The 16663-nt window shown below is 56.1% G+C and carries 10 protein-coding genes; 6 read left to right on the plus strand and 4 right to left on the minus strand.

All coding sequences use genetic code 11. From position 1 onward, the window contains the following. Positions 1–105 precede the first annotated feature (105 nt). Positions 106–5523, plus strand: coding sequence for an RHS repeat-associated core domain-containing protein (locus RFN30_RS10885; protein WP_320262088.1), 5418 nt, complete (start codon positions 106–108; stop codon positions 5521–5523). Between the two features lie 466 nt (positions 5524–5989). Here RFN30_RS10885 and RFN30_RS10890 read toward each other — a convergent pair whose 3' ends face one another. Further along, the gene (locus RFN30_RS10890) at positions 5990–6289 is read right to left on the minus strand and encodes a hypothetical protein (protein ID WP_320262089.1); all 300 of its coding nucleotides are present in this window, start codon (positions 6287–6289) and stop codon (positions 5990–5992) included. A gap of 57 nt (positions 6290–6346) precedes the next feature. Here RFN30_RS10890 and RFN30_RS10895 point away from each other — a divergent pair, with 57 nt between their 5' ends. The 3 genes from RFN30_RS10895 to RFN30_RS10905 all read left to right on the plus strand — a co-directional run bounded on the left by RFN30_RS10895 (position 6347) and on the right by RFN30_RS10905 (position 10248). After that, the gene (locus RFN30_RS10895; protein WP_320262090.1) at positions 6347–7447 is read left to right on the plus strand and encodes a hypothetical protein; all 1101 of its coding nucleotides are present in this window, start codon (positions 6347–6349) and stop codon (positions 7445–7447) included. Between the two features lie 342 nt (positions 7448–7789). After that, positions 7790–9070 carry a DNA cytosine methyltransferase gene (locus tag RFN30_RS10900; protein ID WP_320262091.1) on the plus strand — a complete coding sequence of 427 codons (1281 nt, stop codon included), beginning with the start codon at positions 7790–7792 and terminating at the stop codon, positions 9068–9070. Continuing rightward, a complete protein-coding gene (locus RFN30_RS10905; RefSeq protein ID WP_320262092.1) occupies positions 9070–10248 on the plus strand; it encodes a DNA cytosine methyltransferase in 1179 nt (392 codons plus the stop codon). Before RFN30_RS10900 ends, RFN30_RS10905 begins: the two co-directional genes overlap by 1 nt. Before the next feature lie 17 nt (positions 10249–10265). Here RFN30_RS10905 and RFN30_RS10910 read toward each other — a convergent pair whose 3' ends face one another. The 3 genes from RFN30_RS10910 to RFN30_RS10920 all read right to left on the minus strand — a co-directional run bounded on the left by RFN30_RS10910 (position 10266) and on the right by RFN30_RS10920 (position 14287). Then, a complete protein-coding gene (locus tag RFN30_RS10910) occupies positions 10266–11843 on the minus strand; it encodes a DUF2357 domain-containing protein (RefSeq protein WP_320262093.1) in 1578 nt (525 codons plus the stop codon). A gap of 105 nt (positions 11844–11948) precedes the next feature. After that, complete coding sequence (locus RFN30_RS10915) at positions 11949–13787, minus strand: McrB family protein (protein ID WP_320262094.1); 1839 nt, start codon at positions 13785–13787, stop codon at positions 11949–11951. Next, positions 13784–14287 carry a very short patch repair endonuclease gene (locus RFN30_RS10920; protein WP_320262095.1) on the minus strand — a complete coding sequence of 168 codons (504 nt, stop codon included), beginning with the start codon at positions 14285–14287 and terminating at the stop codon, positions 13784–13786. Before RFN30_RS10920 ends, RFN30_RS10915 begins: the two co-directional genes overlap by 4 nt. Positions 14288–14578: 291 nt before the next feature. Between RFN30_RS10920 and RFN30_RS10925 the strand changes: the two genes are divergently transcribed. Further along, complete coding sequence (locus RFN30_RS10925) at positions 14579–15322, plus strand: thermonuclease family protein (protein ID WP_320262096.1); 744 nt, start codon at positions 14579–14581, stop codon at positions 15320–15322. Between the two features lie 24 nt (positions 15323–15346). Then, on the plus strand, positions 15347–16483 hold the full coding sequence (locus RFN30_RS10930; RefSeq protein ID WP_320262097.1) for a hypothetical protein: 1137 nt from the start codon (positions 15347–15349) through the stop codon (positions 16481–16483). Positions 16484–16663 lie beyond the last annotated feature (180 nt).

The following is a 16663-nucleotide window of genomic DNA, read 5'->3' on the forward strand; positions in this document are numbered from 1 at the left end:
CGACCAGATCCTCGCATCGGTCAAGCGTTTCTGCCAGAAGACAATGAACCGAACTTCAGATTCAGGTGACTAGGCTATGGCTTCTCGGCTTCCAAATCTTGGCCATTGCCAGACACGCTTTCTAGTGAAAATGCTGCGGGCGGCCTCGGGCCAACGCTCGGCTACACCGACGGCAATGGCGGATGGTCGGGTGGCGTTTCGCTGAGCCGCACCGGGTCATTCAGCCGTAAGTCGCTTGTCGACATCAACGGCGATGGACTCGCCGATCTGGTCATCCCTCGAGCAGGTAAATTCGAGGTGTATGTCAACACTGGCAGCGGATTTGCCACAAGGCCAACGGTGCTCTCCATCGATCCAAAACAATGGCCATTTCGAGACACTGCCGCTTCCGAAAGCAGCACGATTGATGCTGGTGCCACGGTTGCGATACCGGTCCCTTGCGCTCCAGTCGCTTGCTATATTATCGGAAATCCCGGGGTGCGTGGTGGCCAGACGCTGGGTCGCAATCTTATAGCAATGCAGGACCTGGACGGCGATGGGCTGCTGGACTTTGCAAGCACCCCGGGGTTCTATCAAGGTTACACGTCCGCGGGCGTTCCAAAGTTTGGCTTCTCGTCTGAAAACGGAACGCAGAACTTCATCAATCCGCTTGGAAAGCAAAACAAGCTCAGGACGGTAACAAACGCCTCTGGAAGCCAATTCCATCTCGACTACGCACTCGTCGGAAACGAAGGAGCTGAAAACCCCAAGGGGATATGGGCTCTTAGCCGCGTCCAAATTGATGACGGCTTCTATCCGCCGCCAACAGCCGACGATGGGGACGATCGTCTAACGATCGAAGTCGCTTACGCAAAAGGAAAGTACGATCGCTATGAAAGGGCTTTCCTCGGCTTCAAAGACCTCGACACCATCGAGAGCGGCTCGGACTGCGAGATCGTAACGGGAAAAGTGAAGTGTGCCTCTCCAACCTCTGTTTTGAGGAAAATTCATCGCACCTACCTCAATGACGATATCTATGTCAGGGGTCTTCTGGAGCATGAAGAGGTGCAGTCGCCGCAGGCGGGTGCTGGTCCCGCCGTCACCTACCACTACAGGGATTTTGTCTATGACATTTGGGCGCCGGTGCCGAATGCGCCGAGCGTTCTGGGAGAATGCCAGGGCACCGGAGCATCGTCCCGTGACGATGATTGCCAAGAGCGCGTCGACATGGACCGCGCTTCACAGGCGGCCGTGCTACAGGGCGATCTGTGGGCGCAATCTCTTCCGCGACGCTACACAGCCCGGCTTCGGATGGTGCGAGAGGTAACGGTCGAGGGATCGGCCGGACATCCTGTCCGTTCGGCGGTTCTCTACGATTATGACGAGAACGGGAACGTAACAACTATTGCTGATCTCGGGCAGATACGGAATTCTGGAGAGGCTGGCAACGACTCGGTCGATGATTACAGGGCGGACCTTTCGTATACTGCGATACCCACAGGCCCAGCCATCTCGCCGGAAAGCCCTAAACCGGATGCAAGTATTCTCGATCGAGTCGTTCGCGTGCGCCTTGAAAAGGGGCTTGATGGGGTATTCGACCCTGACGCGATCCTACGGTTGCGAGAGGCCACCTATACGGGGCAGACAGGTCACGTTCGCACGCTTTGTCAGTACCTCAAAATTACCGTCAAACTAGGCGACAGCGCTCCGGCACTTCCTTTCTGCGATTCTGTTGATGCCAGTTGGCCACCGGCCTCTGGGTCGGACGCGTTCGAAGCCTTCAAAGTGCTTGCCGCCAAGGCGGGCTTGGGACCACTCGATATCGCTGTCGACCGGAGCCTTGCCTACGACGAGTTCGGCAATGCCCAGGTTTCGATTAGTCCGTTTAACGCACAAGGTGAGCGGATCGAATCCTACCGCTGCTACCATGACGACCCGTTCGTGATGACTGCCACGTCAGAAATGCAAGAACACCTGGCCCGGAACGCTGCAGGCTATCTCGTTGGCACTGGCACAGCGAAAAAAGATGAAGGAGTGTGTGACTATGTAGGGGGACCTTCTCCCACTGGAGCAATGGCCACATTCAACTGGAGGTCCGAGATCGACGAGCGTCATGGCGCGGTGCGGAAATCAATTGATATCAACGGCAACAAGCTCGGATTTCACCGCGACAACTGGGGACGGGTCCGCACGGTCGTTTCTGACTGGGGCGCGCCGACGAGCGATCACATTGTTCAGCCGGCTCGTACTGCTTGTCAGGAACTGGCAGGTCCGGATGAGGATTGTAGCGTTCTGCTGCATGTCGACTATAGCGCGTTCCACTCGTCCGCTGCGCTTAGCGATCTCTGGCGCGCAACGACACAGAAGTATGTGCTTGAAGACCTCTATGCCGCGGGTGCGGCCCAGGACGACAAGGCCGCCATATGGCAATCGACCTTCTCGGACGGAAATGGGAAGGCCATCCAAGTCAACCAGGAAGCCTCCGCATGCCTCCAGCGAGGCCGCAGGCCTTCTAAAGACGATCCAGGTAGAAGCTCGGGTTTGCCGGGCCTTTGTAAGACCGAGGCACCAGCAATCGCTTCTGGTTGGGAGACCTATGACGGATTGGGGCGCTCGATCGAAGAGTTCTATCCACAACCGATTTCGGATCTGGGCTGGACGAGGCCGATCGATGAAATCGTCACCGAGTTGCACATGCCGGATATTAGCTCGGCGCCTCATGCTCGCTTCAGCTACGATGGCACAGGTCGCGTTACAGAAATTACCCTACCAGATTCTAACCAGATTACCTTTAAGTACCGCACGATAGTAGACCCTGCACTGAATCTCAGCAGGGTTCAGACCATCGCAATAGATGCGCGGTGCGGAGTTCAAGCACTAGACCGAGATGCCCGAGGACTGATCCGCGAAGTTTGGGAGGTTGAGAATAAGGTTTTTGGAACGGTCTCCAACCAAGCCGGATCAACCACGGGCAGTGATAGGACCAAGGAGCTGGTAAAGTGTGAGAGTTCGCCCGAAGCCGACTTGGACAAATGGATGCCAGACCCGAGTTCGCCGGCCGCCAGCTTGGCGCAGCTCGCCGAGACACGCTATCAATACGATGCGCTCGGACAATTGACGGACGTTGTCCGTCCAGCAGGTAATGACGTTATTCGGGCCGAGTATGATCTTCTTGGCAGGCGCACGCGGCTCGCTGATCCAAACCGCGGTGACGAGATTGTTTCTTACGATCCCCTCGGCAACCTCACGGGCCGCGATCTTGTCTCTGTTCGGGCGGTAGCACCGAGAAAAATCCGATACCTTTATGAAGCGAACCGCGTAACGGGGGTCCGCTACGATGCCGCGTTCAGCAATCTGGACGTCGACTACTCATACGATGATTTTCCAAAGGATTGGTCAGCTTGGACCACACATAAAGGAGTTCGCGATTGGCTTTTGCAGGAAGCCACCGGCGCGTGCCGCAATTGCAAGGGTAGGCAGGTGGCAATCCGCGACGCGAGCGGGCTTTCAGTAAGGAACTTCGATGTGTTCGGACAGGTGACTGACACCTTCCGGTCAGTCGTCAATGGCGAAGACGAGATCGCTCGCTTCGCGTTTCGCAATAACTACGACACGTGGGGTACCCTTCGCTCCGAGAATGTCCAGGATGTCATACCTGAGCACCCAAGCCCCGCTTGCATTAATTCCCGTCGGCCTGGCGATTACCTCTGTGACCACAAGCATTCAATTTTCTTTTCCTACGACCAGTCCGGGAAGGTGGCTGGGCTTACGCTTGACAATCGCGACGTTGCCAAACTCGCATACGACGAATTTGGTGCCAAATACGCGAAATGGACCGGCGATGGCACCATCACTGACTACACCTATGATCAACAAGATCGTCGCTTGAATGCTCTAGGCACAGGACTCTGGAACGGTGACCCCGTCATTGCTGCCACCTATGCATACGATGCCGGCGGCAACCTAGTTGGTTACCAGAACCGAGTCGGCAATCCCGCAGCAAACGGGTACCTAGCCAATTTCGCCTTCACCTATGATGCGGCTAATCGCGTGGCAAGTGTGCATGATGCTCAGGTGACCGATCGAGGGACTGAACTGCTGTCAGGCTTTACAGAGAACTATGTTTACGATTTGCGTCACCGCCTGACGATGAAAGGAGCGCGTCAATACACATATCCGCAGTTCGCCGGATCTTCGGATTGGAAGCCGGTTGATGCGCCTCAAGCAATTGACTGGGCTAGAGATAATCGAGTTACCCAAAATTATGACGCGTGGGGAGCTCTCGAGAGTTCAACCAGCCAAAGCAACGGAAGTTCTACGGAGGTTCGTCGCCTCGACTGGACTCCCGAGTCACAGTTGTCGGCTATTCAAATTGAGGGTGCTGACGGCGCGATATCGAACCGCTACTCCTACGATTATTCAGGAGCTCGCGTTGTCAAACAAGAAGGAATAACAGCGGCCAATCCGAACGGGTGGCTTCAGATCTATGCATCACGCTACTTTAGCAAACGTTGGGACGGTCCTGCATACATTCAGCTAGCCGCCGGGTCGGAACGAATTGGAACAGTGGCGTTTACCAACACGCCTCAGAAGTCATACGACTTGACCTATTTCTACCAGAGTGAACTGCCTGACGGGAGTGTAACTGCGGTAACGGCAAAAGTTCGTAAGGGTGAACATGAGGGATATCTGCAAAGCCGGAACACCTATGCTCCGTTTGGTGAAGTTATTGCGCAATCACTTTACGATCCGCCGCTACAAGAATCCCTGCGGCGCGCGCCAGACATCGGATTCGCTCAGAAGGAGCGCGATCGGGACACGGGATATGGATATTTCGGCCAGCGTTATTATGATCCTCGCCTAGCGATATGGCTCAGTCCTGATCCTGCAGGCCAAAAATATCTGAGCGGAGACCATGCTGGAGGAATATTCAATCCATCAAATAACGCGAGCTTCTCATATGGCTGGGATAATCCTATCTCTAATTGGGATAATGATGGACGGGCTGTTTACGTAGTAATTAATCGGAATAAAGAAGGCGGACTTCTTTTCCTGCCCTCGTTGATAACCGGAACTCACGCTGGAATAATCGGTTATGATGCGAAAGAGGGTAACAATTTTATTTATGACCCGGGTGGTTCATTCAGGCCGAAAGATTTTGACTACCGTTCCGGCGGTAGGCCAATCGAAACCGACATGGGATCTGGTAGGCTTATTGAAGGGAAGCAAGCGAAAGAAAACGCTCTAGGATATTTGCAGAGCCAACTCGAGGATGGTGCTGACGTAAGTGTCTATAAAGTAACTGACCCTAAAGTGAAGGAGTCGGACGTAATCAAATGGGCCGAGGAGGTTGGAGGCTCGTCTCCCGGTTATTGTGCCACATCCTGTTCAAGTGTTTTGGCAAAAATTCCTGGAGTCAAAAGCATATCATCAAGTACTCCCAAGGGCTTAGGTCGAGACCTTGAGCGCAATCAAGGAAAATTTGAAAAGATCGATGTCGGGGATTTGAAGAAATTACTTCAGAAGGGGGCTCCTGCGGAATAGATTGTAATTCAGGTGCGAACGCGTGGTGGTGGCTAGAAAGGGAAACAGCCAATAAGATGTTAGCGACTGCGTGCTTCCCTGAGATGTCCTCGGCTAGAGGTTACCTATCCCTCGTAGGAGGAGACAGGAGTCAAGCGGTCGAGATTTTCTGACGGGCAGATCGTCGGAAGCAGCAACAAGCCGAGCTTTCGGCGACGGAACTGTGCCGCAATACGGTGTGAGCGACCCGATCTTCTACCGCGCGGTAATCCGACAGCGACGGCGGAAGCGAGTTGCGGTATCGTTGCTAGCCCTCAAAGATCGAGGTAGAGCACAACACTCGCCAGGTTGGAATCACCGCCGCGGCGCTCAATGATTTGCTCTTAGGACCGGCTTGCCGCCCTCCCCAAATGCGGAGATAGTTGGCCCGAATAGGCGCTGCGTAACCTCGGAGGTGACCTGCTCGTGACCTGCTACTGATTTCCGGTCAACAGCGCACGCAGGTTAAGAACGGGTAGAGCACAACACCACGCGACGTGAAATCGCTTTGTCGTCCCAGTTTTGGCAAGGCAAAAATTACGACGTTAATGTATTCGATCAGAATATCGTCGATTTCATTCCAGTACGCAAGAGTGCCCGTTCTTCCGGTATTCGTCTGGGTGGCGGTTCCTGAACGGAACGATACTCCTGTGAAACTGGCATGAACCGCCGCGAAACAGCGAAACAGTAACCTCGTGGTGACCCGCGCGGCGCCGGCTTGTGATTTGCGGGATACGAAGGCTGCCATTCTTCGGCTCCTGTGCTTCATTGGCGGCTCCAGCCACCATCGTCTTGGGAGACCGCTATGGAGATCACCCGCTCCGAACTCTACCGTCTTGTCTGCGAGAAGCCTCTTAGCAAGGTGGCGCCGGAGTTTGGCATTTCGGGCACTGCTCTGTCCGTTCTCTGCAAGAAGCACAATGTCCCATATCCTGGCTCCGGCCACTGGACCCGAATATCCCTCGGGATGCCGGTTTCCATTCAGCCTCTTCCGCCGGACGAACACGAAACGATCGAAATCCCTGCGGCCAAGCCCAAGAGGACCATGGTCAAGGCAAAACCTGAGGAGGTAAAGCCAAGCGATGATGGGCAGGTTGTTGTCAAGCAGCGCCTGCTCAAGCCCCATCCGATTATAGCGGGTTGGCTTGAAAAGCGCGAACGCCACCGGCGCGATCGAAGAGACCCATATGGTCGCGAACCCCCGGCATGGACCGAGCTCGACAGACGCCGCCATCGCTTGCTGGATGCGACGTTCAAAGCGCTTGAAGCACGCGGCGGGTCTGTCTCCGACAGCGGGAACGGCAACCAGTGCGTGGCGATCGACGGGGAAAAGATTGAATTCCAGATTCGTGAGAAGATGAGGCATTCCAAAGTCGCGGTGCCCGACAGCGAGAAGCTCTATTATTCGCGGGGTTTTCGGACCGATTTGGTCGGCACTGGCTACCTGGTGTTCGCTATTAAGACGTATCTCCGAGGTCCCTATAACGAAGAATACCTTGAAAGCGATCGTCGGCCCCTTGAGGAGCGACTTCCGCGAATAATCGATCGCCTCTTTGAGGGAGCTTCGATCCTGAAGGCCTGGCACTTGGAGCAGGAGCAGGAACGAGAGAAGTGGCGGCAAGAAGCGGCACGGAGGGCAGAGTTACAACGTCTCGCCGAAGAGGAAGAGGAAAGATGGTCGCGCTTCACGGCAGCGGCGACGACCTGGAAGACAACCCAGGCCGTTGCCCAGTTCATTACAGAGTTGGAGGCGACGCCATATGCCGACGATGATGCCGTGGGTGGCAGGTCCGTCCGGGAATGGCTTGATTGGGCCAAGCGCAAAGCCGCCGAACAAAACCCACTCGGAAATGGGATGAGTGAGCTTTTCCGCAGAATCGATGGGGGAACCGCTCATTTCAGCTGAGTACGCTCGGATAGCCTCCTGGGCCCAGGGCTGAAGGCGGCTAGAATGCTCGGAGCCCTGCTGATTTTGTAATAGGGATGACTGCGTCAGGCCCGAGCGGACCGGATCGAACGAGCGAGTCGGTAACCGCACGGTGACCGGGTGTCCACAATCAAGGTACGACTATACTTGCATCGTTCCCGTTATGTTCCGTATAATGGAGATTCGTGAGTCGGCCAACCGGGGGTGCCTATGCGAATGATGTCTCGTTCGAAATTGGTTGAGATCGAAACACAGTTGCATAAACCTTACCGTGAGGTCTCACTGATTCGCTTAACTCCGGGCCTCGCAGGAGAGACCCGCTTGGCCCCCGCCATTCAGTTGCGGCTCGGTTTGACCGCCGACGATTTCTCCTCTCCAGATCGTGGTGGGGTGCTCTCGTTCAGCCTTGAAGGCGACAGCATCAATAAACATGTCCGCCGTAGGAGTGGTTCGCTTGCGAAATCGTCAGTGCGACGCACTGCTTTCAGCGGGGACCTCGCGGCGGACTTTGATTTATCTTGGCTAAGATCGATCATAACACCGGGCGGCGTCGCCACGGGTGCGCCACTTCGCGTCGCTGATTTGTTCGCGGGCGCTGGCGCTATGTCTCTAGGTCTCCTTGAAGCGTGTAGAGCACTGCAAATCCCGGTTAGTTTCGAATTTTCGGCTGAGTTGGACTCTGCAAAGGCAGATGTCTATTCCCGCAACTTGGCCCCCACTCACGTGCTGACGGGGGCGCTGGAACAAGTGCTCAATGGCGATCTCGGTGCGTTGCCTACACGTCAGGAACGGGAGCTCATTGCAAAGCTTGGTCGAATAGATGTCTTGTTGGGAGGGCCGCCATGCCAGGGCCATTCCGACTTGAACAATCACACTCGGAGAAACGACATCCGGAACGGCCTCGTCACCAGGATGGCGCGCTTTGCAGAGCTGTTTACCCCCGAGTTTGTTGTGGTTGAGAATGTACAGGGGGTGCGCCACGACCGACTGCAATCGGCGTCCGCAACAGCAACCCAACTTAGGTTGCTCGGCTACAACGTCGAGGAGATCATCGTTGACTGCGCATTGCTCGGCGTGCCCCAGACGCGCCGGCGATACATGTTGGTAGCGTCTCTAAGCAAACCCCATGATGTCGGTCATTCACTGGCAGAAATGGCACGCCCGCATCGGCCAACTGGGTGGGCGATTGAGGATCTGCTGGAGATGAGTGTATCCGATGTCTTCAATACGGAAGCCATCCACGCACCGGAGAACGAGCGTCGAATTAAATTTCTCTTTGAGAATGATCTCTACGACCTGCCCGACTCAGAGCGTCCTAACTGTCATCGCACGAAAAACCACTCCTACAAGTCGGTGTATGGGCGAATGAGATGGGATCAACCGTCGCAGACAATCACCACTGGGTTTGGCTCAACTGGCCAAGGGAGATTTGTTCATCCCCTCCGACCAAGGACGTTAACTCCGCATGAAGCAGCGCGGCTTCAAACTATTCCTGATTTTTTCAAGTTTGGCGAACCCGGACGTACACAATTGCAAAAGATGATCGGCAACTCAGTCCCTCCTCTCGCGATGGCTGCTGTGGCCACACAGTTACTTCGATAATGTCCGCAGTTAGTCTCTTCTCGGGCATAGGTGGCCTTGAACTCGGGTTGGAGCAGCATGGCTTTGAGACGGGTCTGTTTTGCGAGATTGATCCTGCCGCTACCGCTGTTTTGAGCGCCCGGTTTCCAGGAGTTCCGTTGCACGACGACGTGAGAACTCTGAAGACGCTGCCGCCGTGCGAGATTCTAACAGCTGGCTTTCCTTGCCAGGACTTGAGCCTCGCTGGCGGCAAAGCCGGACTGCAGGGACGGAGGTCGGGGCTGGTCGGGGAGATTTTTCGGCTACTTCGCAATACGCGGAGAAAGCCCCGTTGGCTCCTGATAGAGAACGTCCCATACATGCTTCTGCTTGGCGGCGGCGCCGGCATGCGCGCCTTAGCAGACTCTCTTGAAGACGAGGGCTATGACTGGGCCTATCGGGTCGTCGATGCTCGCAGCTTTGGATTGCCGCAGAGGAGGCAACGCGTTCTCTTGCTTGCCTCCCGTAAGGAAGACCCCCGCAATGTTCTGTTCGAGGATGAAAACGACCGTCGGCACGTTGAAGACCGACCGAGCCGGGTTACCATTGGTCCGGCGTACGGCTTCTACTGGACGATGGGAAAAATGGGCGCGGGCTGGGCGCGTGAAGCTACTCCTCCCATTAAGGGAGGGTCCGGACTCGGAATCCCGTCGCCTCCGGCGATTTGGCTTTCAGCCAAAGATTTTTTCGGTACACCGCAAATCGAGGATGCTGAACGCTTGCAGGGTTTCGATAGCGGATGGACAGAGCCAGCACTGAATGAGCCTAACACGCGACCAAGTGCGCGCTGGCGGCTGATTGGCAATGCGGTTTGTCCTCCGATGGCCAAATGGGTAGGTTCGCGCCTTCAAAATCCCGGATCGCACGACCGAATGAAAGACGTGCCACTCGACGGTCCTCGATGGCCCAAGGCGGCTTGGGGTGTCAAAGGTGTTCGTCGAGGTGTACGCATTTCGGAATGGCCATTCGCGAGCGCCGCGCCGTCGTTGGCAAGCTTTCTCGCTTCGCCGCTCAAGCCGCTATCGGTGAAGGCCACGCGCGGATTTCGCTCAAGGGCAATGTTGTCCGTCGAAATCGCTTGGTCTCCAGAATTCATCGAGTCATTGGGCGTGCACATCACGCGGACCGAGTACGACGAGAGGCAACGGCGAGCTGCTTAGGCATCGGGCAGATGAGGCTAATGCCTTGATGCCCTTTCCAGAATGAGCCTTAGAGCTGGACCCAATTCTGATTGACCAGGTGCTAGCGGAACGGCACCAACCGCGCTCAGCGATGTGGGAGCGGCAAAGAGTTCAGCTGTTGACCCAGGGAAAAGGGCGTACGCCGCGCAGCTGTGGTTTATAGCCGCGACGTAGGCATGCATCTTATCTACATCATCAGGCACGTGGGTCACTTCATCGGCTAGCGGAAGCTTGGTAATCCGATATTTAGCGTCGAAATGGATCATGCGCAGAACCTTCTGGTTGGCAGCTTCGATTTCAGTCAGGTTTGCAGGATACAAACTAACGGTAAAGTCGGGTTTCATCGACTTTGACCATGTTCCAAGCCCCGAGCCATGCGTTTCGAACCCGCCTGATTGGCCTTCAGCTAACGGCTGAAACGTCCGATTGTAATGGAGAGTCAGCGCTACCTGCTTGCCATTTAACACTACCGCAGCCTGACTGACGCTTGCGGCACCGCGACGGACTGACAAGCGGCCGGACGTGACTAAAAAGGGATTGAGATCCAGTTGTGCCCCCAGTTCCAATTCCAGCGCCTCACGAAGCTTCACAAGGCACCAGAATTCGTACAGCGTAGGGACGTCTCGTGTTTCACCGAACACCGCCGAACGAAGTTCATCCCAGGGCATCGAAAAGCCAGCTCGAACGTCCAGAAAGGCCCGGAGCACTGAACGGTATCCAGCTCTCCCCTGGAGTGCGGGGTTGCCCAAAGAAACCTGCGCCGGCCACGAAACTCTCGAAAAAAAGGGGGATGCAATGCTCCGCCCCAGCCGATGTTCGGCGTCGATACCCCACCTGACCAAGGGACTGTTCCGATAATGGGGCAATTCGCGCAAAGCGTCTGCCGCTGCCCGCCGAAAATGGCGGATTACGGCTTTGACAAATTGGTTTTCTGGGGTGTCAACCGTATCGATCTTGCGGGCTGGCGGCAGTTCGCTAGGTATTGACGGCACCCTTGCCGCCAATGGATGGCCAGCAGGTATCCGCCTTCTCGCGCCGGGACCATTTATGAACCGACTAAGGTGGAACGCATCCGGTTCTTCCCGACCGATGGCGACCAACTCCGGGCTTCGGTGTAATCGGACAAGTGCGGACCGTTCGATTCGTTCGATGTTGTCGTAAAGTTGATTGTCCTCGACAGCGGCGCGCAACACGATCAACCGTTCTTCCGGGGCCAGGGCGGACGTGGCATCAGACCAGACCCAAGGAGCGGAAGATCGCCCATGCAAGTCCAATGCAAGAGCAGTCCGCCATTTACATAGGTCCGACATCATCGACTCAAAAGCGCCCTGATCCTCGAATTTGGCCGGTCTTACAACTAGATCCCGACGCCACCTCAGCTCGCCGTCGTGTCCAGTGATTTCCAACCGCAGAACGCCGAGCCCGGAAGGGCGACCGAGCAAGCCGAACATCTCACTGTCGCTTTCATTCGGAAGCGACTCTATTGGTGGCCCCCAACGCAACTTTTGCGCTGAATCGCCCACAAAACGCACAAAGTATTCTCCCAGCTCGGAGATGCTGAGGTCATCGTTCAAATCCAAAGTTGCGAGACCGCGTCTATCGAACAGAGTCAACTCGCCAAGCTGGTCTCCGTTTGGTGCACGACAAGGAAGCGTAACGGAAGCGTGCACAGCCGGTCGCTACGCCTCGATCGCCGTTGTGAATCCTTGCTCCGCAAGGCGTCTCAGCATGCGAGCCAATTTGTCTCCGGTCAGCGGGTAGGCACTCTGTAGCTCGATACACTCCTTCCGGAGCGCCTCAGCCTCGAGTGCGGTTAACTTTGAAATCAGTTCCTCGATTTGCGCCAGGCTTGGCACCACACTGCTGCCTGCCCGCCAGCTAGAGCAGAAGGCCAACAACGCTATCAGAGGGCGACGGAGCTTTACAGCGTCGCCACTCAATCGCGGTAGAAGTCTCTGTGCAAGTTGCGCATCGAAAGCGGCGACGGGACTCCAGGTTTGTCCGTGTATTTGAGAATGCACGACGAAGAACCGAACCATTTCCCGAACAGTCCTGAAGCCGAACTGTAGACCCGCCCGGTCAAGAACCTCAAATAATCGCAACAGTCCCTCCCGAAAACTCTTGGCGATCGTATCCTCAAGGTCCTCAAAGCCTGCCGACCCTCCGGCAGCGCTAGCTAGCGCTGCCCCGAAACTAGCGCCGAGCCCTCGGATGGCGGCGGGACTAAAGTCTGCTTCACCAGCGAGATAGGCCTCCATTGCCGCCGAGCTGACGGTGAACTCAATGACGTTCGCGCGATCAATAACTTTAGGAGAAAACATATATGTAGTTTCGTCAACATTTATGGTCCCAAGGACGAACAAGTTCGGAGGAAAGGCAAGTCGATGCGGCACGCCGTCCCGATCGTTGGGACCACCGTGCAATATCAGAGCCTGTCTACTTTCCATGGACGACAAGAAGTCAGAAAAATATCGTTCGACATGTGAAAGGTTCATTTCGTCTAGGATCAGGAAATACGGCAAGTCGGGATTTCCTGCGGAGGCGAGCAGTAATTCGAGCCCCGCCGTCCGCACGTACCTGTTCGGATCAAGCGCATCTGGGTAGCCAATGAGATGATGGGTGCTCGTCCAGTCCGCACCGACTGCTACAATTTGTACTTGGTCGGTCCCAGCGGCAAGCCAGTGGGACACCGCTAAAGCGAGGAGTGTTTTTCCCGTGCCCGAGAGACCAGCGAGAAGCAAGAACGGCTTGGCGGCCAAGGAGCTTATCACCCGAGCCGCAAGATCGTCAGAAGCCTGGTAGTTCGCCTCTTCGAATGCCTTGTGCAACTCGGTCAACATACCTGGGCTAAGCGGGGCGGCTTCGACTTTTACTTTTGGTGTTGACGCCCCGGACGTCGGGATAGAATTACCTTTCCAGGCCACATTAACTACGGGCGTCCCCGGGAACAGCTTTAGGAGTCTCTCCGATATCTCGCTTCCGGCGACGGTCTGAATCCGGTAGGGCGACACGGATTTCTCACCCGGACGTTGGATGAAGGTCATTACTGCTTCGAACGAAGTGGCGCGCGATCCGTCGACAAAATGTTCGTTTGCATTCAAGGCGGACGCGAGCAGCTTGGCCTCGTTAGGGTCAGCGGGCACAGTCAGAAAGGCTGCGCCAAATGGCACTCGATTCCCAGAGATAAGATTGTTCTGGACCCACCTCGAATTGAAATTGTGAGCAGCGGTCGAAGACCCAACCGCGTACGTTTGTCTGGTCCAGTCGGACAGGCCCAGTTCTTCAGCCAGCCATTTTCGAATGGGGTCGAACTTCCCCATACTAGAAGTTCCGAGCCCCTTCTTTGAGAAGCGGTCCATCAGGTCCGCGAAAAGTGAATTGAGGCGCTCCAGGGCCGGAGCCTGGGCGCTCAACTCCGCCGATTTGTCTCCGGGTGGACCTTCACCAGAATCGGTTTTTTCAATGCCTTGGGCTGCGCCACTGATCTCCTGCGTAGGCGCTTCCGAATCACTGTTCAATGGTTGCCCCCCTTTATTCGCGACAGTCTAGACGACCCCAATCGACTATGCAGCTCAACCCGCAACTTTTCCGGGTTAATAGTTTCGCATTCCCAAATAATTTCGGACCTCCAGCCTAATGCCGCAAGTTCCGCTACGACACGTTGGTCCCGACGCACGTTTGCTTCGAACTTGGTAGACCAAAAAAGAGTTCTCGTCTTTGGCGTCGTTGCGCGTCGACAATTCTCGTGCCGATGCCAAAAGCAACCGTGGACAAATAGCGCGACCCTTAGGCGCGGGAATACAAGGTCCGGCGAACCCGGGAGATCGCGGCGATGCAGCCGAAACCGGTAGCCCAATGCGTGGGCAGCCCGCCGCACGATAAGCTCAGGTTTGGTGTTCGCGCCGCGCACGCGCGCCATCAACGCAGATCGTGCCGAAGAGACCGTGGGCTCGCCCGGTCTATATGGCCGAATCTCTGGCGTTTCGAAAGTTGGGAGCAGAGACTCACTATTTTTCATCGGACGCAGTTTAGTGGATCGAACTGTGAGGTTCTACAGCGACACGCGAGGCTCGCGGCGCTGACCTTGCACTGTGGCTGTGGTCCATGGCTGCTCGTCGAGCACGGGCCGAGGCTTCAAAACAATGCGTGGATCATGTTTACACGCTCGACCAACTAGACCTCATAGTTATTTGGGAGCATTCTTTCCGGCGGGGTAAGGGACTTGGACAGATCACGGCACGATAATCGGTCTGAACAGTGGCGGAAGCGCAGCGGCGCAAAGCGCTCACGTGCGCTGCGGTGGGCGAGCGTGCCCCGACGACTGATCTTTGTGACTGTCGCCGCAGCCAGCGCGCTGGCAACTGAGATGGTGCTGAAGCACAGCGAAGGCTTGCAGGAGATCACGGCCCCGTATCTGTCAGTGCCCAAACCGGAACCGATCACCGGCGTCGCTTCTGTCATCGACGGCGACACGATCGAAGTCCACGACCAGCGGATCCGCTTCAACGGCATCGACGCGCCGGAGAGCCGCCAATATTGCGACGACGCCAAAGGTTTCGAATATCCTTGCGGCCGGCGATCGGCCGAAGCGCTGGATTCGTTCCTGGCGGCCTCGAGGCCGGTGCAATGCGCGTTCGTGACCTGGGACCGCTATGACCGCTTCGTCGGCGACTGTCGGCGTGCTGACGGCGCCAGCGTGGCCGGCTGGATGGTCGAGCACGGCCAAGCGCTTGATTGGCCCCGTTACAGCCACGGCGCCTACGCCAAACAACAGGCGAAGGCACAGGCGGCAAAGCTCGGATTGTGGGTCGGGAAGTTTCAAGCGCCGTGGGATTGGCGCGCAGAGCACGCTGATGCTGCTGCGCCGAGGAGCCAGCCGCTTGGCGCCATAAACCGCAAGCAAGTCGCTCAGAGCGGCTATTCCTGCCAGCCGCGACGGTACTGCTCTCAGATCAGTTCATGCGACGAGGCACAGTGGTATCTGCACAACTGCTCGTGGGGCGGGAAGCTGGACCGTGATGGAGATGGGTTGGCGTGCGAGACGCTGTGTTGAACGGAGGGGAGACGGGAGCGAGTAATGCCTGCTGATGTAGACGCTCTTAACTATCCATACATCAGGGTCCGGAGTGTTGACTGGCTAAAACGAACTTTGCTCGTGTTCCCTCACGTTGTTCGGATCACCCCGGACTGGGGCGGACCTTTAGATGACCCAGAGATCAGGAGATTTTCAGAGCTCATTGGCCGTCGTGGCCCGTTGCTGCGCCGCGCACACCTCAACTCCGCCAACGTTTACAAAGCGCAGTTGGATCTAATCCGAAAGATTCGACAGCGCCTTGAGGAAGACGCGGACTCTTTCATCGACCGGTTCGGACGAAGGGCAACAGAAGCACCTGCTCTAGTGCAGAATTCCGTTTGGGACGACCGAGCAAAAGGAGAGGCATTCCAACTGCACCCTAGCAAAATTATACTTGAGCTTTCTGAGATGCTACGCGCCGAGAATCTGGCATGGATGCCAACAAATCCCCATTCGCACGGATATGTTGAGATGAGTCCAGAACTTGGCCGTGCCGTAATGGCGACCCTTGCTTTTGCCTGTGCCGAGGACGAGGGACTAACTCTTGTTACAGAGTTTCCCGAAATTTTCGGCCGACTGATACATCAACCCAAAGAGTCCATTTTCGACGCTTGCTTGAGTGGCGGACAGGAGGCATTGAAGTCGGGCGCCAACGATCTAGCCGAACTGATCGTTTATCAGCGCTGCGATGTGACCAAGCTAACGCCGGAGCGTATCCAAGCACTGAATAAAGAGTGGGACGCCCTCGCAGCTTTCAAATCAGCGCTAGAAGACGCAGCGCAATCGCTACCGCAGCTGATGCTTGACAAAACCAGGCGAGAGGAACGTCTCCGTGACTTAGCAGCGAGCATTCTGCAAAAGTGGAAGAACGATCGCGCAAATCTTTCGACCTACGCACGGAGCATTTTTGGCGGAGACTTTCTGGATCAGCCTGAGAAGCTGATTGAGAAAGTGGCTGACACTGCCTTTGTCGGCGTCAGTGCGATGTCGCTTGCGGGCGCAGCTGTCGGATCGGCCATTGGGATTGCGTTCCATGCCGCGAAGTCTGTTGTCAAAGTAAGAAAGGTCGAGAGAGAGAGCCCTTTCCGCTACCTGACCCTTCTGGAGAAGAATGGGGTCGGGTTTGTCGTAACCAAATGATACTACACTTGAGGATACGATGTTTCCTTGGTGCCTACCGTATGCACGTACCTCGGCTGTGCAGCAGCGGCGCAGCTACGCGGGCGCGCGACCCCTTACCGCATAGCCGAACGGCCACACTCCGTGGTACAGATCAAACCAGTGCACACCAGATATTGTGCCGGCAGCATTTTTGTGCGA

Origin of the sequence: Mesorhizobium dulcispinae, from assembly GCF_033977345.1 — a bacterium.
GTDB classification, from domain to species: domain Bacteria; phylum Pseudomonadota; class Alphaproteobacteria; order Rhizobiales; family Rhizobiaceae; genus Mesorhizobium; species Mesorhizobium dulcispinae.

Coding starts and splice junctions, on each gene's coding strand:
- RFN30_RS10890 (WP_320262089.1), bottom strand. CDS start 6,289: ATGGCAGCCTTCGTATCCCGCAAATCACAAGCCGGCGCCGCGCGGGTC.
- RFN30_RS10895 (WP_320262090.1), top strand. CDS start 6,347: ATGGAGATCACCCGCTCCGAACTCTACCGTCTTGTCTGCGAGAAGCCT.
- RFN30_RS10905 (WP_320262092.1), top strand. CDS start 9,070: ATGTCCGCAGTTAGTCTCTTCTCGGGCATAGGTGGCCTTGAACTCGGG.
- RFN30_RS10920 (WP_320262095.1), bottom strand. CDS start 14,287: ATGAAAAATAGTGAGTCTCTGCTCCCAACTTTCGAAACGCCAGAGATT.
- RFN30_RS10930 (WP_320262097.1), top strand. CDS start 15,347: ATGCCTGCTGATGTAGACGCTCTTAACTATCCATACATCAGGGTCCGG.